The 22,431-nt window shown below is 61.9% G+C and carries 17 protein-coding genes; 8 read left to right on the top strand and 9 right to left on the bottom strand.

Annotation, left to right across the window (positions count from 1 at the left end):
* Nucleotides 1–171 precede the first annotated feature (171 nt).
* On the top strand, nucleotides 172–2,190 hold the full coding sequence (locus A7J50_RS05490) for a TonB-dependent receptor (RefSeq protein ID WP_064450880.1): 2,019 nt from the start codon (nucleotides 172–174) through the stop codon (nucleotides 2,188–2,190).
* A 439-nt stretch (nucleotides 2,191–2,629) separates the two neighbouring features.
* Nucleotides 2,630–5,047: a glucose/quinate/shikimate family membrane-bound PQQ-dependent dehydrogenase gene (locus tag A7J50_RS05485; RefSeq protein WP_064450879.1), complete on the top strand. Its 2,418-nt coding sequence runs from the start codon at nucleotides 2,630–2,632 to the stop codon at nucleotides 5,045–5,047.
* A gap of 190 nt (nucleotides 5,048–5,237) precedes the next feature.
* Here the strand turns inward: A7J50_RS05485 and A7J50_RS05480 are convergent, their stop codons facing one another.
* The 9 genes from A7J50_RS05480 to A7J50_RS05440 all read right to left on the bottom strand — a co-directional run bounded on the left by A7J50_RS05480 (nucleotide 5,238) and on the right by A7J50_RS05440 (nucleotide 15,497).
* Nucleotides 5,238–7,574 carry a putative bifunctional diguanylate cyclase/phosphodiesterase gene (locus A7J50_RS05480; RefSeq protein WP_064454861.1) on the bottom strand — a complete coding sequence of 779 codons (2,337 nt, stop codon included), beginning with the start codon at nucleotides 7,572–7,574 and terminating at the stop codon, nucleotides 5,238–5,240.
* 207 nt (nucleotides 7,575–7,781) lie between these two features.
* Nucleotides 7,782–8,957 carry an ABC transporter substrate-binding protein gene (locus A7J50_RS05475; RefSeq protein WP_064450878.1) on the bottom strand — a complete coding sequence of 392 codons (1,176 nt, stop codon included), beginning with the start codon at nucleotides 8,955–8,957 and terminating at the stop codon, nucleotides 7,782–7,784.
* Nucleotides 8,954–9,928, bottom strand: coding sequence for a CobW family GTP-binding protein (locus A7J50_RS05470; protein ID WP_064450877.1), 975 nt, complete (start codon nucleotides 9,926–9,928; stop codon nucleotides 8,954–8,956). Before A7J50_RS05470 ends, A7J50_RS05475 begins: the two co-directional genes overlap by 4 nt.
* Complete coding sequence (locus tag A7J50_RS05465; RefSeq protein ID WP_064450876.1) at nucleotides 9,925–10,221, bottom strand: hypothetical protein; 297 nt, start codon at nucleotides 10,219–10,221, stop codon at nucleotides 9,925–9,927. The genes A7J50_RS05470 and A7J50_RS05465 overlap by 4 nt, the downstream gene beginning before the upstream one ends.
* A 13-nt stretch (nucleotides 10,222–10,234) precedes the next feature.
* Nucleotides 10,235–10,984: an SDR family NAD(P)-dependent oxidoreductase gene (locus A7J50_RS05460; RefSeq protein WP_064450875.1), complete on the bottom strand. Its 750-nt coding sequence runs from the start codon at nucleotides 10,982–10,984 to the stop codon at nucleotides 10,235–10,237.
* 139 nt (nucleotides 10,985–11,123) lie between these two features.
* Entirely contained in the window at nucleotides 11,124–11,885 is a 762-nt protein-coding gene (locus tag A7J50_RS05455; RefSeq protein ID WP_064450874.1) for an SDR family NAD(P)-dependent oxidoreductase, read from the bottom strand.
* Nucleotides 11,886–11,895: 10 nt separating this feature from the next.
* Nucleotides 11,896–13,236: an MFS transporter gene (locus A7J50_RS05450; protein WP_064450873.1), complete on the bottom strand. Its 1,341-nt coding sequence runs from the start codon at nucleotides 13,234–13,236 to the stop codon at nucleotides 11,896–11,898.
* 39 nt (nucleotides 13,237–13,275) lie between these two features.
* Entirely contained in the window at nucleotides 13,276–14,154 is an 879-nt protein-coding gene (locus A7J50_RS05445) for a polysaccharide deacetylase family protein (protein ID WP_053254585.1), read from the bottom strand.
* Nucleotides 14,155–14,165: 11 nt separating this feature from the next.
* Entirely contained in the window at nucleotides 14,166–15,497 is a 1,332-nt protein-coding gene (locus A7J50_RS05440) for an amidase (protein WP_064450872.1), read from the bottom strand.
* Between the two features lie 336 nt (nucleotides 15,498–15,833).
* Between A7J50_RS05440 and A7J50_RS05435 the strand changes: the two genes are divergently transcribed.
* The 6 genes from A7J50_RS05435 to cmoB all read left to right on the top strand — a co-directional run bounded on the left by A7J50_RS05435 (nucleotide 15,834) and on the right by cmoB (nucleotide 22,428).
* The gene (locus A7J50_RS05435; protein WP_064450871.1) at nucleotides 15,834–16,823 is read left to right on the top strand and encodes a GntR family transcriptional regulator; all 990 of its coding nucleotides are present in this window, start codon (nucleotides 15,834–15,836) and stop codon (nucleotides 16,821–16,823) included.
* Between the two features lie 197 nt (nucleotides 16,824–17,020).
* On the top strand, nucleotides 17,021–19,444 hold the full coding sequence (gene lon / locus A7J50_RS05430; protein WP_064450870.1) for an endopeptidase La: 2,424 nt from the start codon (nucleotides 17,021–17,023) through the stop codon (nucleotides 19,442–19,444).
* A 203-nt stretch (nucleotides 19,445–19,647) separates the two neighbouring features.
* Nucleotides 19,648–20,037 carry a protease inhibitor I42 family protein gene (locus A7J50_RS05425; RefSeq protein WP_064450869.1) on the top strand — a complete coding sequence of 130 codons (390 nt, stop codon included), beginning with the start codon at nucleotides 19,648–19,650 and terminating at the stop codon, nucleotides 20,035–20,037.
* A 1-nt stretch (nucleotide 20,038) separates the two neighbouring features.
* On the top strand, nucleotides 20,039–20,695 hold the full coding sequence (locus A7J50_RS05420; RefSeq protein WP_064450868.1) for a lysoplasmalogenase: 657 nt from the start codon (nucleotides 20,039–20,041) through the stop codon (nucleotides 20,693–20,695).
* A 36-nt stretch (nucleotides 20,696–20,731) separates the two neighbouring features.
* Nucleotides 20,732–21,475 carry a carboxy-S-adenosyl-L-methionine synthase CmoA gene (gene cmoA, locus A7J50_RS05415; RefSeq protein ID WP_064450867.1) on the top strand — a complete coding sequence of 248 codons (744 nt, stop codon included), beginning with the start codon at nucleotides 20,732–20,734 and terminating at the stop codon, nucleotides 21,473–21,475.
* Nucleotides 21,472–22,428 (top strand): tRNA 5-methoxyuridine(34)/uridine 5-oxyacetic acid(34) synthase CmoB, encoded by a 957-nt coding sequence (gene cmoB, locus A7J50_RS05410; protein ID WP_064450866.1) that lies wholly within the window; start codon nucleotides 21,472–21,474, stop codon nucleotides 22,426–22,428. The genes cmoA and cmoB overlap by 4 nt, the downstream gene beginning before the upstream one ends.
* Nucleotides 22,429–22,431: the final 3 nt, after the last annotated feature.

Genomic DNA, 22,431 nt, shown 5'->3' with positions numbered 1-22,431 from the left:
GCCGACGGGGCGTACAGGTGGAAGCACCGCATTGAATATAGACCCTGAGGAAAAGTTCCCCTTTTCAGCCAAAAAAGAGATGTTATATTGTAACCATAGTTATCAAAAGTAACGCTTTCGATACCGTTTTAAGCCTTCTCTTTTTTGTGCCGTTTTACCAAGGAATGTTCGATGTCCCTCTCCTCTCTCTGGCGCTTGACCCCGCTTGCCGCCGCCCTGCTGATCTGCTCTGAAGCCCACGCCCTTGAGCTGCAACCCCAAGTCATTACCGGCAACCCGCTGGGCAGCGAACAACTCGCCTCGCCCACCACCGTGCTGGAAGGCGATGACCTGACACTGCAACAAAAAGGCAGCCTCGGCGAGACCCTGAACAAGCAGCCGGGTGTGTCGTCGTCGTACTTTGGCCCAGGTGCCAGCCGGCCGATCATTCGAGGCCAGGATGGCGACCGCATTCGCATTCTGCGCAACGGCGTGGGCGCGTTGGATGCGTCGTCGCTGTCCTACGACCATGCGGTGCCGTTGGACCCGGTCAACGTCGAGCGTATTGAAATCGTGCGTGGCCCGGCCGCGCTGTTGTATGGCGGCAGCGCGATTGGCGGCGTGGTCAACACGTTCGATAACCGCATCCCCACCGAAGCCATCGAAGGCATTCACGGTGCGGGTGAATTGCGCTATGGCGGCGCCGACACTACCCGCAGCAGCGCCGGCAAACTGGAAGCCGGCAACGGCACCTTCGCCCTGCATCTGGACGCCAATGCGCGGGCATTCAACGACCTCAAGATCCCAGGTTTTGCCCGCAGCCGCCATGCCCCGGAAACCGAAGCCGGCCCCGGCAAGAATGGCCGCCTGGGCAACAGCGACGGGCGCCAGGACGGCGGCGCCGTGGGCGGTTCCTACACCTGGGACGACGGTTATGCCGGGCTGTCCTACAGCAACTACGACGCCAACTACGGCTCACCCGCCGAACAGGACGTGCGCATCCGCATGAAGCAGGATCACTACGCCTTTGCGTCCGAGATCCGCAACCTGCAAGGTCCGTTTACCTCGGTAAAACTCGACGCGGGCTACACCGACTACGAGCACCGCGAAATCGAAGGCGGCGAAACCGGCACGATCTTCAAGAACAAGGGTTATGAGGCGCGCGTTGAAGCCCGCCACCAACCGCTGGGCCCATTCGATGGCGTGGTGGGCGCACAAGTGACCCGTAACGAGTTTTCGGCACTCGGCGAAGAAGCCTTTGTGCCACAGACCGATACCAACGCCGGCGCGTTGTTTATCCTCGAAGAAATGCAGGCCACCGAGCGCCTCAAACTCAGCCTCGGCGGGCGCCTGGAACATACGAACATCGACCCGAACGCCAAGGGCAATGCGCGCTTTGCAGGCGCCGACAAATCCAAGGACTTCACCGCCGGCAGCCTGTCCTCCGGCGCGGTCTACACCCTCACGCCGATCTGGTCGCTGGCCGCAACCTTGGGCTACACCGAACGCGCGCCGACCTTCTACGAGCTGTATGCCAACGGCGCCCACGTCGCTACCGGCACTTACGAGTTGGGCGACGCCAACCTGAAGAAAGAAAAAGCCGTGTCCAGCGACCTCGCGCTGCGCTTTGACAACGGCACCCACAAGGGCAGCTTTGGCGTGTTTTATAGCCGCTTCTCCAATTACATCGGTTTGTTGGGCACAGGTCGTACGCTCAACGATGAAGGTGAAGAAGACGCAGGTGGTATTCCTGAGTACACATACTCCGGCGTACGGGCACGTTTCGCCGGCTTCGAGGCCCAGGATCACTGGAAACTTGGCGAAGGTGTCTACGGCAAATTCGCCTTGGAGCTGTCGGGGGATTACACCCGCGCCACCAACCTCGATACGGGTGAAGCCTTGCCACGCATCGCGCCCCTGCGCTTGAACAGCGGTTTGCTGTGGGAACTGGACCGCTGGCAAGCGCGGATCGACGTGGAACACGCGGCGGGCCAAGGGCGTGTGCCGAATAACGAAAGCGGCACCGATGGCTACACCACGCTGGGCGCAAGCGCGGGTTATCGCTTCAATGTCGGTGACAGCCAGTGGCTGGCGTTCGTCAATGGCGAAAACCTGACCAACCAGACCGTGCGCTACGCCAGCTCGATCCTGCGCGATATCGCGCCGGCGCCGGGACGCAGTGTGCAGTTTGGTATACGCACCACCTTCTAAAAAACACCGAAAATCCCCTGTGGGAGGGGGCTTGCTCCCGATGACAGTGTGTCAGTCGACCTATTCATGGCTGACCCACTGCTATCGGGAGCAAGCCCCTTCCCACATTTGTTTTGCAGCGACACTTAGTCACTGTTACCAAATCTGAAATGATGCATCTTGCGTTTTGCGCTTTCTCTTGGCGCATCCGCGCTTTATCCTTGTCGACAATAAACTGAAACGTTTCACTTCTGCGGTCGACCCCATCTTGCCGAAATCTTCCTTCTTCCAAGACAGCGCTGTCTTAAACCGACCTGCGCCTGGGGATAAATCGTCCGCCTGTGGATAAGCCCCCTGTCCCCAGAAATACCAAAAATAACGCTGAACCAAGCCCGCGCCGAATCGTCATCTACAGTGAAGCACGGGGTTACATAATTCCAACGTCACGGAGAAACACACTATGAGCACTGATGGTGCTTCAAGCCCAAGCCGCCTGCTGCCCAGGTTGCTAGGCGTCTTGCTGCTGATCATGGGGCTGGCCTTGCTGGCCGGCGGCGTCAAGCTGAGCATGCTCGGCGGGTCGCTGTACTACCTGCTGGCCGGTATCGGCATCGCCCTCACCGGCGTTTTGCTGCTGGCTACCCGCCGCGCTGCGCTGGGCCTGTACGCACTGGTGCTGTTCGCCAGTACCGTGTGGGCACTGTGGGAAGTCGGCCTGGATTGGTGGCAGCTGGTGCCGCGTCTGGCCCTGCTGTTCGCGCTGGGCATCGTCTTGCTGCTGCCGTGGTTTCGCCGTCCGTTGCTGCGTGGTCAACCCGCGCCACTGGGCACTGGCGCACTGAGCGTGGCCGTGGTGCTGGCCGGCGCTGCCGCCCTCGCCAGCCAATTCACCAACCCGGGTGAAATGGTCAAGACCGGTCAACTGGACCGTGACGCCGTGCCTGGCATGGCCAGCGCCGCACCGACCCAGGCCGATGGCGACTGGAACTCCTATGGCCGTTCCGCTTTCGGTGATCGCTACTCGCCCCTGGCGCAGATCACCCCGGAAAACGCCCACAAGCTCGTACCGGCGTGGACCTATCGCACCGGCGACATCCCTGGCCCAGGCGATCCCGGTGAAACCACCGCAGAAAACACCCCGCTGAAAGTCAACGGCATGCTCTACGTGTGTACGCCGCACAGCCAGGTGATTGCCCTGGACCCGGACACCGGCAAGGAAATCTGGCGTTTCGACCCGAAGATCAGCACCGAAGGTGCCGCGAACTTCAAAGGTTGGGCGCACATGACCTGCCGTGGCGTGTCGTATCACGATGACGCTGTCTACGCCTCCGAGCAGAGCCCTACCGGCAGCGCCAGCGCCGCGCCTGTCAGCGCCGTCTGCCCGAAACGCATTTTCGTACCGACTGCCGATACTCGTCTGATCGCCCTGAACGCCGACACCGGCAAGATGTGCGAAGACTTCGGTGACAAAGGCCAGGTCGACCTGCGTGCCAATATCGGCAGCTTCGCTCCAGGCGGTTACTACTCCACTTCGCCACCGGCCGTGACCAAGAACCTGGTCGTGATCGGCGGTCACGTGACCGACAACGTTTCCACCGACGAGCCTAGCGGCGTAATCCGCGCGTTCGACGTACACACCGGCAAGCTGGTGTGGAACTGGGACAGCGGCAACCCGGACGACACCACCCCGTTGGCCGAGGGCAAGACCTACACGCGCAACTCGCCGAACATGTGGTCCATGTTCAGCGTCGATGAAAAACTCGGCATGCTGTACCTGCCGATGGGCAACCAGATGCCCGACCAATATGGCGGCGACCGTACTGCGGACTCCGAGAAATACAGCGCTGGCCTGACCGCTCTGGACATCGACAGCGGCCATGTGAAGTGGACCTTCCAGTTCACTCACCACGACCTGTGGGACATGGACGTGGGCGGCCAGCCTAGCCTGATCGACATCAAGACCGCTGACGGCGTCAAGCAAGCAGTCATGGCTTCGACCAAGCAAGGCAGCATCTACGTGCTGGACCGCAGCAACGGCAAACCCGTGGTGCCGATCAATGAAGTCCCTGTACCGCAAGGCGCAGTGGCCGGCGATCACACCTCCCCGACCCAACCGAAGTCCGACCTGAACTTCATGCCGCCGCCGTTGAAAGAACGCGACATGTGGGGCGTGACCCCGTTTGACCAGATGCTGTGCCGGATCGATTTCAAATCCATGCGCTACGACGGCCCGTTCACGCCGCCATCGCTGCAAGGTTCGATCGTTTACCCGGGTAACTTCGGCGTGTTCGACTGGGGCGGCATTTCGGTTGACCCGGTACGTCAGATTGCTTTCGTGAACCCGAGCTACATGGCGTTCAAATCGAAACTGATCCCGGCTGCCGACATCGCCAAGCAAGGCCCTCGCGTCAGCGAAACCCAAGGTGTACAGCCAAACAAAGGCGCGCCGTACGGCGTGATCCTCGAAGCACTGCTGTCGCCTCTGGGCCTGCCGTGCCAGGCACCGGCGTGGGGTTATGTGGCAGCGGTCGACCTGACCACCCACAAAACCATCTGGATGCACAAGAACGGCACCGTGCGCGACAGCTCGCCGGTTCCAATCCCGCTGACCATGGGCGTGCCTAGCCTGGGCGGTACATTCACCACCGCCGGTGGCGTGTCCTTCCTCAGCGGCACCCTCGACCAGTACCTGCGTGCCTATGACGTGAAAAACGGCAAGCAACTGTGGGAAGGCCGCCTGCCTGCAGGCGCGCAAACCACACCGATGACCTACACCGGCAAGGACGGCAAGCAGTACGTGCTGGTCATGGCTGGCGGTCACGGCTCGCTGGGCACCAAGCAGGGTGACTATGTGATGGCGTTCAAACTGCCGGATTAAGCATTACCGGTGGTAAAACCAAGGCGGCTACCTGATGGGTAGCCGCCTTTTTTGTGCCTGTCGCGAGCGACCTGTGGGAGGGGGCTTGTTCCCGATGGCGGTGTACCCGTTGTCGATGCTTCCACTGACACACCGCTTTCGGGAGCAAGCCCCCTCCCACAGGGTTCAGGTGGTGTTCAGAAGATCGGGTTTACAAGGCAACACGCTCACGCAGCATCCACATTTCAAATGCCATGGCATTCAACGGCCGGCTGATCAGGTAACCCTGTGCGGTGTCGCACTTCCACTGTTTGAGCAGCTTCAGGCTGGGCTCGAACTCCACCCCTTCCGCCACCACCTTGAGCCCCAGGTTGTGGCTCATTTCGATGGTCGATCGCACGATCACGCCATCACCGCTGGTGCTGTCGAGGTTGCGGATGAAGGATTGGTCGATCTTCAACTCCTGCACCGGCAAGCGCTGCAATTGCGCCAGCGACGAATAGCCCGTGCCGAAGTCATCCACCGACAGGCTGATGCCGCAGCCGCGCAGTTGCTCCAGTACGCTGAGGGCCTGTTGCGGGTTGTGCATGATCGCGCTTTCAGTGATTTCGAAAATCAAGTGCTCGGCCGATACGTTGTAGTGCATCAACAAGGCGGTGACGCGAATAGCCAGGTCATCATCCGCCAGGTCATCCACCGAAATATTCACCGACAGCTGCAGGTGCAAACCACGTTGCGCCCATTCGGCCATTTGACGAATAGCCTCCTCGATCGCCCACAGGGTCAAGGCCCCCATGCTGCCGGTGCGCTCGGCCAGGGGAATGAATTCGGTGGGTGACACCTGGCCGAGGGTCGGATGCTGCCAGCGCAGCAGGGCTTCCGCCTGACGCACATGACCATCAACCAGATCGAGTTTGGGCTGATAACAGAGGAACAACTCGCCCTCGACCACTGCGCGGCGCAAGTCGCGAATCAGCGTGATCTGGCGCAGATGAGCCAGGTCGCGGTCCAGTTGGTAGACCTGCAAGTACCCGGGCAAGCTCGCCGCATCATGCCGGGCAATGGCCGCGCGGCTGATCAGTTCTTCCACCTGCTGGCCGTCGGCGGGGTAAGCCGCGATGCCGATGCTCACTTCATGGCGCACTTCATCATTGCCGATACGCTGGGGCTCGGTGAGCAGCCCATAAAGGCGGTCGGCACGCGCCACGGCGCAGTCGATCTCAGTGTTTTCCAGCAACAGCAAAAATTCACTGCCGGCGATGCGCGCCGCGGTGTCGCTGGGCAGCAGGCTCATGGACAGGCATCGGCTGGCTTCGCGCAGCATTTCTTCGACGCCCTGCGGGCCGAAGCCTTCGTTGATCACCCGGTAGTTTTCAATCCCCAGGTACACCAACACCACCGGCCGCCGTGCACTGATCGCGCTGCCCAGGCGCTCCATGGCCAGGGCGCGATTGGGCAATCCAGTGAGCGGGTCATGCAGGGCGTTGTGGGCCAATTGGCGCTCGCGCACGGCGATTCCGCTTTGCATGGCGTTGAATGCACGGGCCAACACGCCGAACTCGTCGTGGCTGCGCACCTGCACCGGCGTGTGGTAGTCACCGGCACCAATCCGTTCCGCCGCTTGCACCAGGGCGTTGAGCGGGCGTGACACACGTCGCGCCAGGAACAACGCGCCCGCCAGCGACACGAGCAACACCGCCAGGGCGATCCCCATAAACTGCTGGTCCAGCGGCGCAAAGGATTCCAGCGCATGGTCCAGCGGGCTTTGCAGCAATACGCGCACCTCGTCGCCATCGCCGGTATTGGCCAGCGGCAGTACCTGGCTGAGCACCCGTTGCCCATAAAACAGATTGATCCGGGCTTCAGGGGTCAGGGGCGCCTCGTGCAGTGTATGGATGATCGCAGCCTGGTAGGCCTCAGGCTGGGTACTGAACAACTGGCCGACGCGGCCGTCCTGCACGCCGAGGAACGACAGCTCTAGGTTGCTCATGGAACGCAGTTCGTTGGCGAACAGCTTGTCCATGGGAAAGCCCATGACCACGCGGGCAATCGGCAGCGGGTCGAGCACTTCGTCCTGCACCAGCAAATAGGGCTGGCCGTCCATGGCAACGATGAGCATTTGCAAGCCACTGCGTCGCGCATGACGCAATGCCTCGACATAAGGAAACGGCTGGCCGCCCGTCAGTTCAGGCAAGGTGCTGACCATCACCGTGCCATCCAGGCCCAACACAAACACTTCCGTTGAGTGAATGCCGGGGCCATGCCGACGCAGCGCAGCCCGAATCGATTCGGCCTTGCCTTCAATCACCGCTTGCTTGAACGGGCCATCGACGGTGAGCCAGTCCAGCCCGTATTGCAGGCGGCGCCCGCGCAGGTCCAGCAAGCGCTCGAACACCTGGATGCCGGCAGTGAGTTGCACTTGGGCCTGGTTTTCCACCGCACGGGTGGTGGCGACCTTGACCGCGAAGTAAGTAGCGGCCACGACCACCAGTAGCAATAGCGCCAACACCCCGGCAATGCGGGTCTGGAATGTGTGGCGCCACTGCATTGCCGTGCCCTCCGGCAGCATTCGCCTCTCTGTGCCACTGCGTTCATTTGTCATACGCATCCCTGGCGGCGGCTGGTTCGGCGTCAAAAAAATATCCATTTTTATTGAATATTTGGTTTAAGCAGATTAGCTGGGACTTGGGATAAGTACACCTAACAAACACTGGAACTGTTGCGTCACATTATTGACAGCCAGGCATTAGCTGAACTAAGCGCTGCGGGCGCGCATGAAGTCCCCCCACCGGCGCACCAGATAGTTATGCTCATCCATCACCGAGTTCCACACCGCGATGTGCCCCATGCGTTGCTCATACGAGCCGCCATCCCGTACTTCACCGATGTCGATCAACGGCAAGCCATCGCTGCCCGGTAACTCTTCGCGCGCGGGCTTGCCGGCGTACCAGTAATCCCACTCGGCACGGCTCAAATGATCGCGCGTGCGCGCGGGGTTGCCGATGTAGTAACCCTGGCGCGCCATTACCGCCCCTGGCCAGCCGGACAACCACCAATTCAGGTAGGCATACGCCGCGTCCAGCACCGGCCCCTGGGCATGGCGCGACAACGACAAGCCACCAAACCAGGCGCGATAGCCTTCGCGAGGCACCGCCAGCCGATACTTCACACCGGCCCGGTGCAGGCGCATCAAGGTCGGCGACCACAGGCTCTGGATATCGATGCTCGGGCTGAGCATCAACTGCGCCGCCTCCTCATCGTCCGACCAGAACGCCGCAAAGTGCCCTTCCTTCTGCTTGCGCACCAGAATATCGGCCAGCACATCGATCTCCTCGATGCTCATATTGCCGACGTCCTTGAACTGCGCCAGCCCCGCGCCCTGCACCGCCAATGCGGCATCCAGCGCGCCGATGGCCGCGTCACTTTGCAGCGCGGTGCGCGCGCGCCAGGCCGGGTCGAGCAGCCAGCCCCAGCTTTCATTGCCGTGGCTGAAGCCTTCAGGCAAACGCTCGGGACGATAGGCAAAGCTGTCAGCATTGTGGGTCAGCGGCAGCATGCTGATGCGCTCGGTCACAGTGCTGCCGAGGCTGCCGTCGTGCTGCACGAACAGGCGTTCACTGGGCACGCTGCCGCTGCCCAGGCGATCATTGGCCGACAACCGACCGCGCTTGGGCAAGTCATTGATCTCGTGCCACAGCGCGATACGCCGCGTGTCGATTGGCTGGATCGCCCGCGCCGGCCACACAAAGTCAACGTTGTGAAACCATTGGTCGTACAGGTCGTAGCTCTCGGGCTGCATCACCGCGATGCGTTGGGCCTGCGCCACATCGTGCACCTGGTAGACCAGGCGAATGCCCAGTTCCTGTTCGGCGCGCACGCGCAGGCATTCGAGCAAGGTCACGGACGTACCGAGGACACGCAAGGTGATCATGCTGCGAACCGCCGCGAGAACACGTCAAAGGAGCGGCGTAGCAGCGCCGGGTCGAGGCCGCGCAGGATAAATACCAGCCGTGATTGGCGGTCGGTGCCTGGCCACGCTGGCAAGTGGACCGGGGCATGCAGGCAGTGCTGCACGCCATGAATGACGATGGGGGCCGAGCCTGCGTTCACGTTAAGCAGTCCTTTGACGCGAAGGATTCGTTCGCCGTGGCATCTTAGCAGCATCGACAACCAGACCCCGAAGCCAACCCAGTCCAGCGGCTGTTCGAAAGTCAGGCAGCACACCTGCGCGGCGCCGTGGGTCGCTGTGGTGGTTTGATGCAATTGCCAGCGGCTGACTTCAACGGCAGGCTCGGCGCTGCGCAAACCTTCGCCAAGCAGCAGTTGGTCGCCGCTGTGAATATCCTGGGTATTGAGGATCGGTGTGCCGGCATTCAGCGCCTGCAAATGCGTGCGCAGTGAATCACAGTCGCCGGCGAGGTCCGTCTTGCTGAGCAACAGCCGATCGGCCGCAGCGACCTGCGCCAGCCATTCCGGGTGCAGGCGCTCCTGTAGCTCGGCGTGGCTGGCGTCGACCAGGGTAATCACCAGGCCAATGTGAAAGCGTCCGCGCAGTTGCACATCGTTGTTCACGGTGGCGAGGATCGGCGCCGGGTCGGCAAGGCCCGTGGTTTCCAGGATCACGCGTTTGAACGCCGGGATTTCACCGCGCTCACGACGTTGCAATAAGCCCAGCAGCGCGTCTTTCAACTCGCCACGAATCGAGCAGCACACGCAGCCGCTGGGCAGCAACACCGTGTCCGGTGCGACCTCCTCCACCAGCAGATGGTCAATGCCGACATCGCCGAACTCGTTGATCAACAGCGCCGTGTCGCCGAGGCTTTCGCCTTGTAACAGTCGCGTGAGCAACGTGGTTTTGCCACTGCCGAGGAAGCCGGTGATGACGTTGAGGGCAATGCTCATGACGACTCCAGGTGATCAAGCAAGCGTGGGTCAAGCGGGTCCAGCGGGCGGCCAAGCATGCTTTCTGCCGCCTGCCAGAGTGGGTCCAGACCACTCGCCAACGCTTGCTTGCCAGTGGCGCCCATCAGCAGGTAAGAAGCGCCCTGAAAGTCTTCGACCTTGAGCCGGAACACCGCCAGCACCTGGTTGATCGCCGCGATGCGGCGCAGGCGTTCACGGCGTCTTGGCAGCTCATCGCCCAAAGGGTCGCTCCAGTGCAGGTCTTCACCGAGCAATCCACAAAGTCCGCACATGGCTACACCTCACTCATGGCATGACATCGCCGGAGTTCGGGCCCAGGGTCTGGCCGACGAACAGATTGCCGCCAGGCTCACTGGCCAGCAGCACGGCGGTGGGCGCGACTTCGTCCGCCAGGCCGAAGCGGCCCAAGGGCAACTCGGCGGCCTTGGCGCGTTTCCAGTCGTCGCTGATGCCGCCCACCAGCGGCGTTTCAATCGGGCCGGGCGCGATAGCGTTGACCAGCACATTGTCCTTGGCCACTTCCAGCGCGAGGGACTTGGTGAAACCAATTACCCCGGCCTTGGCGGCGGCATAGTGGGTCAGTTCGGCACCGCCCTTGATACCCAGTTGCGAGGCGACATTGATGATGCGGCCCCAGCGCTGCGCAAGCATGTGCGGCAATGCGCGCTGGCTGGCGACGAACACGCTGGTGAGGTCGACGCGCAGCATGTCGTTCCACATTTCGATGGACAGGTCGACGCAGCGCGCCTGGGTCAGCATGCCGGCGTTGTTGACCAGGATATCGATGCCGCCGAAGTGTTCGACGCAGCGGTCGACACTGGCCTGGGCACCTTCGACGGTGCCGACGTCAGCCAGGCATTCGAAGACCTCGGCGCCGAGGTTGCGGCAGGTAATGGCGGTTTCGGCGAGGCTGGCGGCGTTGCGGTCGGCCAACAGCAGCCGCGCGCCTTCGGCGGCGTAGGCACGGGCGATGGCGGCACCGATGCCACTGCCGGCGCCGGTAATCACGGCGCGTCGGTGGATGAGTTGGGACATACACAAATCTCCTTAGGTCAATATAGATCCAATGTGGGAGCGGGCTTGCTCGCGAATGCGTCGTGTCAGTCGATGCATCTGTTACTGACCCACCGTCTTCGCGAGCAAGCCCGCTCCCACATTTTCAGACCCAGTCCAGTCAGTCGGGCCAGCGCACGGTCAGGCCGCCGTCGATCACGATGCTCTGCCCGGTCAAATAACTCGATGCCTCACTGGTCAAAAATTGCACCAATGACGCCACTTCATCTGCCCGCCCTACCCGACCCAACGGAATAGCCCGCGCGGCCTTGGCCAACCCCTCAGGCCCCAACGAGTTCTTCGCGTCCAACGACTGCGGCGTCTCGATCAACCCGGGTATCACCGCGTTGCAACGAATCCCCAGCGGCGCCAACTCCACAGCCAGCGAACGGCACAACCCCGGCACGCCCGCCTTCGCCGCCGCGTAATGGCTGTGCTCCTGCCAACCATATACGCCACCGGCAATCGACGAAATCGCCACCAGCGCACCGCCTTCTGTCATGTGCCGGCTCGCCGCACGGAAGGTGCGCATCACCCCCGTCAGGTCGACATTGAGCATCTCGTTCCACAACGCGTCGGTCATCTCCAGCAAGGGCGCGCGGCGCAGCAGGCCGGCATTGGCCACCGCGTAATCCAGACGCCCAAAATGCTGCACGGCTTGCTCGGCCAGGGCGTCCACCGAGGCGGTATCGCCCACGTCCAGCGCCAGCATCAGGCACTCGCCGCCAGCCTGTTGCACCAGCGCTACGGTGGTGTGCGGGTCATGCGGGTCGGCCGGGTAATACCCGCCCACCACCGCTACGCCGTTACGTGCATAGGCCACGGCCAGGGCTTGGCCGATGCCGCTGGCGGCACCGGTAATCAGGGCAACTTTACGGCTCATCTGAAACTCCTTACTGAACGGTTTCCGGACGCACATGGCGTGCGGCAAACATCAGGGCGCCGGACAAGAAGCACGGCAGCGCACCGAACCACAGCGCGGCAGTCTGCCAATCACTGCCGGCGGACAACACCTGGGTGGCGCCAAAGCCTGCGACGACCGCGCCAATCGGGCCCATGGCATGGATGATCGCGCCACCGGTGGCGCGGATGCTGGTGGGGAAACTTTCGCTGATGAAAAACAGCGCCGCCGAGTACGGCCCGATCAGAAAGAACAGGCCCAGGCTGTACAGCCCGACCACCGTCGGCATATTGCTTGGGCCAAACAGCATCCCGGCAAAGGCCAGGCCGCCGAGCATCCAACCCAGGCCGATCACGTTGCGACGGCCGATCTTGTCGCCCATCCAGCCGTGAGTCAGGTAGCCGCAATAACCCACCAGGTTGGAGAGCACGAGGATGATCAGCGAGTTCTCGAACGAGACGTGGTGCACGCTGACGATTACCGATGTGCCGAGCACGCTGAACACCTGGATCGCCGCCCAGTTGAGCAACAGCGCAGCGCCGATTACCAGGGTTGCGCGGCGAGCCGGGCCACGGAACGCAGCTTTGAGGCCGGCTTTACTGTGCTCGTCATAGTCCACACCGTAGGTCACGGCGACGTTTTGCGCTTCGGTCACCGCGCCGCTTTTACGCAGCTCGCTGATGCGTTGGTGAATCTGGAACTGGGGGCTCTCCTTGAGCTTGCGCGCCATGATCGCAATCACGATGGCCGGGATCGCGGCAAAGATGAAGCAACCCTGCCAGCCGATGATCGGCAGCAACAGCGCAGTCAAACCGGCAGCGATCAACGCACCAACCGGCCAGCCGCCCTGCACCAGGCTGTAGATAAAGCCACGGCGCTTGGTCAGTCGCGGATCTTCCGAGGCGCCATACAGCTCGCTCAGATACGTGGCGTTGACGGTTTCCTCGGCATACCCCAGGCCACCCAACGAGCGGATCAGAATCAGCGGCGACTTGCCCCACGCCCCGCCAATCGCGGTCAGTGCCGAGCACAGCGCAGAACCGGCCACGGTGAAAATAATTCCTTTGCGCCGCCCCAACTTATCGACGACGGGGCCAATGGCAAAGGCGACCACCGCCGTGCCCACCGCCACCCAGGTCGCGATTTCAGCTTGCTCCACTTCACCCCAGCCAAAGTGCCGGCCGATTTCCGGCAGCAAGGTGCCGAACAGGATGAAGTCATACACCGCAAACACCCAGGCGAAAAACGCGATCCAGGTGGCGAAGCGCACTTCCCGGGACGTCAATTGCCGGGGTTTCCAGCCAGTCAGGTCAAGCTTGTTATAGATGGACATAAATCGCGCCTCGAGGGTGGGTGGCCGCTTCAGTAGGGGTCAGGAACGGGGTTGACGGCGGATAAAGTCGTCGGCGATTTCGTCGAACGTGACGAAGCGCACGCCGGCATGGCTCTGGATGTGTTCGATCAAGCGCTCGAGCATCAACAGCACTTGCGGGCGACCGGACACGTCGGGGTGGATGGTCATGGTGAACACGGCATGTTCGTGTTCGCGGTAGACCCAGTCGAACTGGTCGCGCCACATTTCTTCGAGATGGCGCGGGTTGACGAAGCCGTGGCTGTTGGGGGCTTTTTTGATGAACATCATCGGCGGCAGGTCGTCGAGGTACCAGTTGGCCGGGATCTCCACCAGGTCGGTTTCTTCGCCGCGCACCAAAGGTTTCATCCAGGTGTCGGGGTGCTGGCTGTAGTCGATCTTGGTCCAGCTGTCGCCCTTGCGCACGTAGTAGGGGTGGAAGTCGTTGTGCATCAGGCTGTGGTCGTACTTGATGCCTTTTTTCAGCAGCAGTTCGTTGGTGACCTTGCTGAATTCCCACCACGGGGCGACGTAGCCGGTGGGGCGTTTGCCGGTGACCTGGGTGATCAGTTCGATGGACTTATCGAGGACGATTTCTTCCTGCTCGGCGGTCATCGCAATCGGGTTTTCGTGGCTGTAGCCATGCACGCCGATTTCGTGACCGGCGTCAGCCACCGCCTTCATCTGCTCCGGGAAAGTTTCCATCGAGTGGCCGGGGATAAACCAGGTGGTGCGCAAACCGTAACGTTCGAACAGTTTCAGTAAACGCGGCGCACCGATTTCGCCGGCGAACAGGCCGCGGGAAATGTCGTCCGGCGAGTCTTCACCGCCGTAGGAACCGAGCCAGCCGGCGACGGCATCAACGTCGACGCCAAATGCACAGAGAATGTCTTTAGCCATGGTATGTCTCCTTAAATTGTCAGTACGGATTCGACGGACAACGCAGCGCGCAGCAGGCGTGCGTCTTCCCCCATCGGGGCGCTGAGCAGCAGCCCGGTGGGCAGGCCCAGGGCATCACGGCCGCTGGGCAAGGTAACGCCGGGCATGTCCAGCAAACTGCCGGGCATGGTCAGGCGCAGGGTGGCGAGGTTGGTGCGCACGAACAGCTCGTCGTCGGCCTCAAGCGGTGCCAACGCCGGCGCGACATGGGCAACGGTCGGGGTTATCAGGAGGGCGCCGTCGAGGTCGTCGATCAGCTGTTGTTGCAGGTGCCGGCGCGCATCGATCAGGTGGATTAATTGGCTGGCCGGCAATGAACGTGCGGCTTCTAAGCGACGGCGCACACGTGGGTCGAGTTGTTCGGCGTCGCGGCTGTCGAGCAGGGTTTGATGCAGGGCGAAGGCTTCGAAGGCGCCGAGCCAGCCGTGGTGCTTGATCAGGTCCAGGGCGGCCTGAAAAGTCGCTGACGGGCGCACCTCGATCAGTGCACCGGCGGCCCTCAATTGGTCCACCGCGCGCAGCAGGTTATTGCGCACAGCAGGTTCAACGTCTTCCAGCGCGCCTTGCTCAAGCACGAAGCGCTGGCCCTTGAGGCTGCGGGCGATATGGGTTTGCCTGCGGCCGTTGAGCAGGTCGTCGATCGCCAGTGCATCGCGCACGCTGCGGGTCAGTGGGCCGAGGCTGTCGAGGGTGTGCGCCAATGGAAATACGCCGTCGCGGCTGTAGCGTCGGCTGCTGCTGCGGTAACCCACCACACCATTGAGTGCCGCGGGAATGCGGATCGAGCCTGCGGTGTCGGTGCCCATGGCGATCGGCACGATCCCGGCGGCCACGGCGACGGCTGAACCCGATGATGAACCGCCTGGGATGCGCGGTTGATCGCTGCCGTTCGGGTTGTAGGGCGTGCCGAAATGCGGGTTCAAGCCCAAGCCCGAATACGCCAGCTCGCTGAGGTTGGTCTTGCCCACGCTGACCATCCCGGCGCGGCACAACAGCCCCACGCTCGGCGCGTCGAGCAAAGCGGCCGGCGCCGCGCGACGATAGGCGGCGCCGGCCGTAGTAATGCTGCCGGCGACGTCGAACAGGTCTTTCCAGGCCAGCGGTACACCGTCGAACACACTCAAAGGCTGGCCGTCACGCCAGCGCGCAGCGGACGCTTCGGCCTCGCGCCGGGCACGCTCGGCAGTCAGTGAGATAAATACCGTGGGGGCCATGCTCGCGTGCAGGAGTACCTGTTCGAGTGCCTGCACCGGGTCGCTGCGACCGCTGGCGAAAGCCTCGGCCATGGAAGTGGCGTCTGACATCAGGATGAACCTCACAAAACGTACATATTAATAAAATGTACGTTTTATAAAGGCAGCTTTCGTGCCAGTCTGCTATCACTGCCGTTTGTGCGATTTAGCTTAATCGCCAAGAGGTACGGGATAGATAGAGTTGTAGTCAGCCAAAATAGTCAGCAAAAGCGTCTGAACAGGTCGCGATTGAAATAATGTATCTTTTATTAATAAGTACATTTTGGTGCAGAAAAGTAACATTTCTATCCGCAAGGCCCCAAAAAAGTGCCACCGACGTGGCGCGGAGTGACAGGCGCAACTATGAGAGAATCCCCGGCCACCGTCCTACACGCCAAAGAGAACGCGATGAAAGCAGTGTCCGCCTCGGCCTCCCGTTACGCGATGATTCACCAGGTATTGCGTGATGCGATCGTCAACGGCACCGCCCGCCACGGGCTGGTCTTGCTCGAAGCGCCGCTGGCCGAACTGTTCGGCACCAGCCGCGTCCCGGTACGCAAGGCGCTCGACCTGCTGCATGCCGAAGGTTTGATCTGCCGCTTCAACGGTCGCGGTTACCTGATCAACCCCGAAGGCCTGGAAATGGAGCCGCTGCGCCTGCCCTTGAGCCATGCGCACCTGGGCCTCAATGGCGACGACGAACTGGTGGATACGCGGCCGCTGGGCGAGCGGATCGTCGAGGAAATCGGCGCGGCGCTGTCCACGTGTATCGCTTTCGGCCATTACCGCCTGGATGAACAAGCCGCCGCCGACCACTATGGCGTCAGCCGCGCGGTGGTGCGTGAAGCGCTGATGCGCCTGCGCGATCGCGGCCTGGTGGAAAAAGAACCCTACTCGCAGTGGCTCGCCGGGCCGCTGACCGCACGGGAAGTCACCGAAGACTACGAACTGCGCGCCTGCCTGGAACCCGAAGCCCTGCGCCAGAGCGCACCGAACCTCGACCGCGAGATGCTCGAAGCCATGCTGCAGCGCGTGGTGGATGCCCAGCAAAGCCCGCAATGCAGCCTGCACGCCATCGAGCAGATCGAAGATGACTTGCACCAGCGTTGCCTGGCCGGCCTGCAAAACCGCAAGATCGCCGCGCTGATCCGCCAGGGCCAGAGCCCGATGATCATCAGCCGGATTTTCTACCGTTTGCTGGGGATCGGCGCCGATCCAGCCATGCTCGCCGAACATCGCTTGATTCTGGAGCTGTTGCTGCACGGTGCGTTTGATGCTGCGGCACTGAATTTGCGCGAGCATTTGCAGCGAGCACGACAGCGCATGTTGCAGCGCCTGAAGGTTCTGTCGGTATTACCGGAACAGCCCCTGCCCGCCTATCTGCACAAAATCAGCTGAGCGCGCGCGGTTAAGCAGGTGGGTCTGCCAGCCCACTCATCAGTGGCTGATGCACCGCCATCGCAGGCAAGCCAGCTCTCACAGGGTCAAGCGGCGTTTCGAAAATATTATGCAATATGTTGCTATCTCACCCCCGCCATTGAAACCACCGCTGCCCCGCCCCATCTAACCTGCATACTTCCTTATGCAGGTGCCCCATGAGCGACCAGCAAGAATTCCCCGATATCGACCTCAACGACTACGCCGATCCCGAAAACGCTGAACACGAAACCTCTTCCAACACCGGCCTGGCCCTGCCGGGGCAAAACCTGCCGGACAAGGTCTACATCATCCCGATCCACAATCGCCCGTTCTTCCCGGCGCAAGTGTTGCCGGTGATCGTCAATGAAGAGCCGTGGGCCGAAACCCTGGAACTGGTGAGCAAATCCGACCACCACTCCCTCGCCCTGTTTTTCATGGAGACGCCGCCGGAAGACCCGCGCCACTTCGACACCTCAGCCCTGCCGCTGTACGGCACGCTGGTGAAGGTGCACCACGCCAGCCGCGAGAACGGCAAGCTGCAATTCGTCGCCCAGGGCCTGACCCGCGTGCGAATCAAAACCTGGCTCAAGCACCACCGCCCACCGTACCTGGTGGAAGTCGAATACCCGCACCAGCCCACCCAGCCGACCGACGAGGTCAAGGCCTACGGCATGGCGCTGATCAATGCGATCAAGGAACTGCTGCCGCTCAACCCGCTGTACAGCGAAGAGTTGAAGAACTACCTCAACCGCTTCAGCCCCAACGACCCGTCGCCGCTCACCGACTTCGCCGCCGCGTTGACTTCGGCCACCGGTAACGAGTTGCAGGAAGTACTGGACTGCGTGCCGATGCTCAAGCGCATGGAAAAAGTGCTGCCGATGCTGCGCAAGGAAGTCGAAGTGGCGCGCCTGCAGAAGGAAATCTCCGCCGAGGTGAACCGCAAGATCGGTGAGCACCAGCGCGAATTCTTCCTCAAGGAACAACTCAAGGTCATCCAGCAAGAGCTGGGCCTGACCAAGGATGACCGCAGCGCGGACGTCGAGCAGTTCGAGCAACGCCTGGTGGGCAAAGTGCTGCCGACCCAGGCGCAAAAGCGCATCAGCGAAGAGATGAACAAACTGTCGATCCTGGAAACGGGCTCGCCGGAATACGCCGTCACGCGCAACTATCTGGATTGGGCGACCTCAGTGCCATGGGGCGTGTATGGCGAGGACAAACTCGACCTCAAACACGCGCGCAAGGTGCTGGATAAACACCACGCGGGCCTGGATGACATCAAAAGTCGCATCCTCGAATTCCTCGCGGTCGGTGCTTACAAAGGCGAAGTCGCCGGCTCCATCGTGCTGCTGGTCGGCCCGCCGGGCGTGGGCAAGACCAGCGTGGGTAAATCCATCGCTGAATCCCTGGGCAGGCCGTTCTATCGGTTCAGCGTCGGCGGCATGCGCGACGAAGCAGAGATCAAGGGGCATCGCCGCACCTACATCGGCGCCATGCCAGGCAAGCTGGTGCAGGCGCTCAAGGATGTAGAGGTGATGAACCCGGTGATCATGCTCGACGAGATCGACAAAATGGGCCAGAGCTACCAGGGCGACCCGGCTTCGGCGCTCCTGGAAACCCTGGACCCGGAGCAGAACGTTGAATTCCTCGACCACTACCTGGACCTGCGCCTGGACCTGTCCAAAGTGCTGTTCGTGTGTACCGCCAACACCCTGGACTCGATCCCGGGTCCGTTGCTGGACCGTATGGAAGTGATTCGCCTGTCGGGCTACATCACCGAAGAAAAAGTCGCCATCGCCAAGCGCCACCTGTGGCCAAAGCAGCTGGAAAAAGCCGGCGTGTCGAAAAACACCCTGACCATCAGCGACGGCGCCTTGCGCGCGTTGATCGACGGGTATGCACGGGAAGCCGGGGTACGCCAGCTGGAGAAACAGCTGGGCAAACTGGTGCGCAAGGCGGTGGTCAAGCTGCTGGATGAGCCGGACGCGGTGATCAAGATCGGTAACAAGGACCTGGAAAGCTCACTGGGCATGCCGGTGTTCCGCAACGAGCAAGTGCTGTCCGGCACCGGCGTGATTACCGGCCTGGCCTGGACCAGCATGGGCGGCGCGACCTTGCCGATCGAGGCGACGCGTATCCATACGCTCAATCGCGGTTTCAAACTCACCGGGCAATTGGGTGAAGTAATGAAGGAGTCCGCCGAGATTGCCTACAGCTACATCAGCGCCAATCTGAAGTCGTTTGGCGGCGATCCGAAGTTCTTCGACGAAGCCTTCGTGCACTTGCACGTGCCGGAAGGTGCCACGCCCAAAGACGGCCCGAGCGCCGGCGTGACCATGGCCAGTGCGCTGCTGTCGCTGGCGCGTAACCAACCGCCGAAAAAAGGCGTGGCCATGACCGGCGAGCTGACGCTGACCGGGCATGTACTGCCGATTGGCGGGGTGCGTGAGAAGGTGATTGCGGCGCGCCGCCAGAAGATTCACGAGTTGATCTTGCCGGAGCCGAATCGCGGCAGCTTTGAGGAGTTGCCGGAGTATCTGAAGGAAGGCATGACGGTGCACTTTGCCAAGCGCTTTGCCGATGTGGCGAAGGTGTTGTTCTGATAGATCTCTAGCGCCTGAGCCGGCCTCTTCGCGAGCAAGCCCGCTCCCACACTTGACCGAGTACATCCTTTGGAACACGGTCAACATGTGGGAGCGGGCTTGCTCGCGAAAGGGCCAGCCCATTCGCCACAAAATCCCCGCTTGTCACACCTTGTCTCATCTTCGGTTATGCTCGCCCTTCGTCGCCAAACAACGGAGCCTCCATGACCGCTGCCCGCCTGCTTCTCCCCTTGAGCCTTGCCCTGCTGGGCGCCTGCGCCAGTGCCCCCAAGCAAAACGTCACAGTGGACAACCAGAGCGCCTGCCCGCTCCAGCTTAAAACCGGGCAAAACCTGATCCTCACCTTGCCGAGCAACCCTACCACCGGCTACCGCTGGGCCATCCAGGATTCCGCCGGCGGTGTGCTGCGCGCCTTGAGCCCGGAGGTCTACAGCAGCACGGAATCCGGCGTGATAGGCGGCGGCGGCCATTCCACCTGGCGCTTCCAGGCCTTCGCGGCCGGCCAGGGCCGTTTGCGCCTGACCTCCCAGCAACCATGGGAGCCGGAAGCCGAGCCTGCCGAAACCTTCGACTGCGCCATCACGGTGAACTGATATGCCATGGCTGATTCTTGCGTTGATGGGCGCCGGTACCTTTATCTACGGGCTGACCACCCATGCGGCGTTGCTGTGCCTGCTGGTCAAACCCCTGCCGGTACTCGCGCTGCTGGGTTGGCTGCATGATGCGCCGCCCACCGACTATCGTCGCTGGATCAGCCTGGGGCTGATTTTTTCCCTGGTGGGCGATGTCTTGCTGGCCTGGCCGGGTGACCTGTTTATCTTCGGCCTTGGTGCCTTCCTGTTCGCACACCTGGCGTATTTGAAAGCCTATTTCAGCGATTGCCGTCGCCTGGCGGTGTTGCCCTTGGTGTTGGCGCTGGGCGTGGGCGCGATCCTGCTGGGCATCCTGATTTCCCATGGCCTTGGCGACTTGCTGATTCCAGTCGTGGTGTATGCCTTGGTGATCAGCGCCATGCTCTGGCGTGCGCTGGCGCGGCTGGGCAGTGACGTGCCAAAACGTTCGGCGCTGCTGGCGGCAGCGGGCGCGGTGTCGTTCGTGTTTTCCGACACGCTGATCGGCATCAATCGGTTTGTGCTGGCGTTCGAAGCGGCACCGTATTTGTTGATCATCACGTATTGGCTGGGCCAGTGGGGCATCACCGCTTCTGCTTTCCATCAGACAACCCGCGCACACGAGGGCCAACTTGGCTAAAATGCCGGCCTTTCCCCCCTCGTCGCCGGACCAACCGTGAGCAAAGAACCCGATCGCCTATTCGCCCAGCCCCTGCCCCAGGTGCCGGACTTCGCCTTTAACGAGGACGTGGTACGGGTGTTCCCGGACATGATCAAGCGTTCGGTGCCGGGTTACCCGACCATCGTCGAGAACCTCGGCGTGCTCGCGGCGCAATTTGCCCAACCCAACAGCGTGCTCTACGACCTGGGCTCGTCGCTCGGCGCGGTGACCCAAGCCTTGCGCCGCCATGTGCGCACCGACGGCTGCCGGGTCATCGCAGTGGATAACTCGGCGGCGATGGTCGAGCGCTGCCGCGAATACCTCAATGGCCAGGACTCGATGTTCCAGGAGTTGCTGCCGGTCGAGGTGGTCGAGGGCGATATCCTCGCGCTGCAGTTCCAGCCGGCCTCGGTGGTGGCGCTGAACTTCACCCTGCAATTTATTGCCCCCGATGAACGCCTGGCCTTGCTCGGTCGTATCCGCCAGTCGCTACTGCCAGGCGGAGCGTTGATCCTCTCGGAAAAGCTGCGCTTCAATGACCCTGAAGAACACACGCTGCTCACCGACCTGCACATCGCGTTCAAACGCGCCAACGGCTACAGCGAACTGGAAATTGCCCAGAAGCGCAGCGCCATCGAAAACGTCATGAAGCCCGACAGCCTCGAAGAACACCGTGAACGCCTGCTGGCGGCCGGGTTCTCGAAAGTCGTGCCGTGGTTCCAGTGTCTTAACTTTGCCTCGTTGATTGCCTTGCCATGATTGATCTGTCCCCTCTCGCCCGCCATTTGGTCGGCACTCCCCTGGCCGTGTGGGCCCAGGGCCTGCAAGCGCAACTCGATAGCAAAATGGAAAAGGGTCATGGCGACCTCGAACGCTGGCAGAGTGCGTTGGATGCGCTACCGCAGATCCAGCCCAGCCAAGTCGATTTGCTCAATGGCCTGACCCTTGATACCGATTGCGACGACGCCACTCGCGCGCAAATGCACACCGCGCTGATGGGCCTGAGCCCGTGGCGCAAAGGCCCGTTCAACCTGTTCGGCGTGCATGTGGACACCGAATGGCGTTCGGACTGGAAGTGGTCGCGGGTTGCACCGCACCTGGATTTGAAGGGCAAGCGCATCCTCGATGTGGGCTGCGGCAACGGCTACTACATGTGGCGCATGCTCGGCGCCGGGGCCGACAGTGTGATAGGCGTCGACCCGAACTGGCTGTTTTTCTGCCAGTTCCAGGCCGTGCAGCGCTACCTGAACGCGCCAAAGGCCTGGCACTTGCCGTTCCCGTTTGAAGACCTGCCGTCGAACCTGGAAGGCTTCGACACGGTGTTTTCCATGGGCGTGTTCTACCATCGTCGTTCGCCCATTGAGCACTTGCTGGCGCTCAAGGACACCTTGGTCAAAGGCGGCGAGTTGGTCCTGGAAACCTTGGTAGTCGAAGGCGATCAGCAGCAGGTGCTGGTGCCGGAAGACCGTTATGCGCAAATGCGCAACGTGTGGTTCCTGCCGTCGGTGCCGGCGCTGATGCTGTGGCTGCGGCGGGCGGGTTTCAGTGATGTGCGCTGCGTGGACGTGAGCGTAACCACGGTCGAGGAGCAGCGTGGGACTGAATGGATGAAATTTCAGTCGCTGAGTGATTTCCTGGATCCGGATGATCACAGCAAGACGATTGAAGGGCTGCCGGCGCCGATGCGCGCGGTGATTATCGCCAGGAAGTAACCC

The sequence above is a fragment of the Pseudomonas antarctica genome, assembly GCF_001647715.1.
In the GTDB taxonomy this organism is placed as follows: domain Bacteria; phylum Pseudomonadota; class Gammaproteobacteria; order Pseudomonadales; family Pseudomonadaceae; genus Aquipseudomonas; species Aquipseudomonas antarctica_A.
This window is presented reverse-complemented; position numbering and strand designations above follow the sequence as displayed.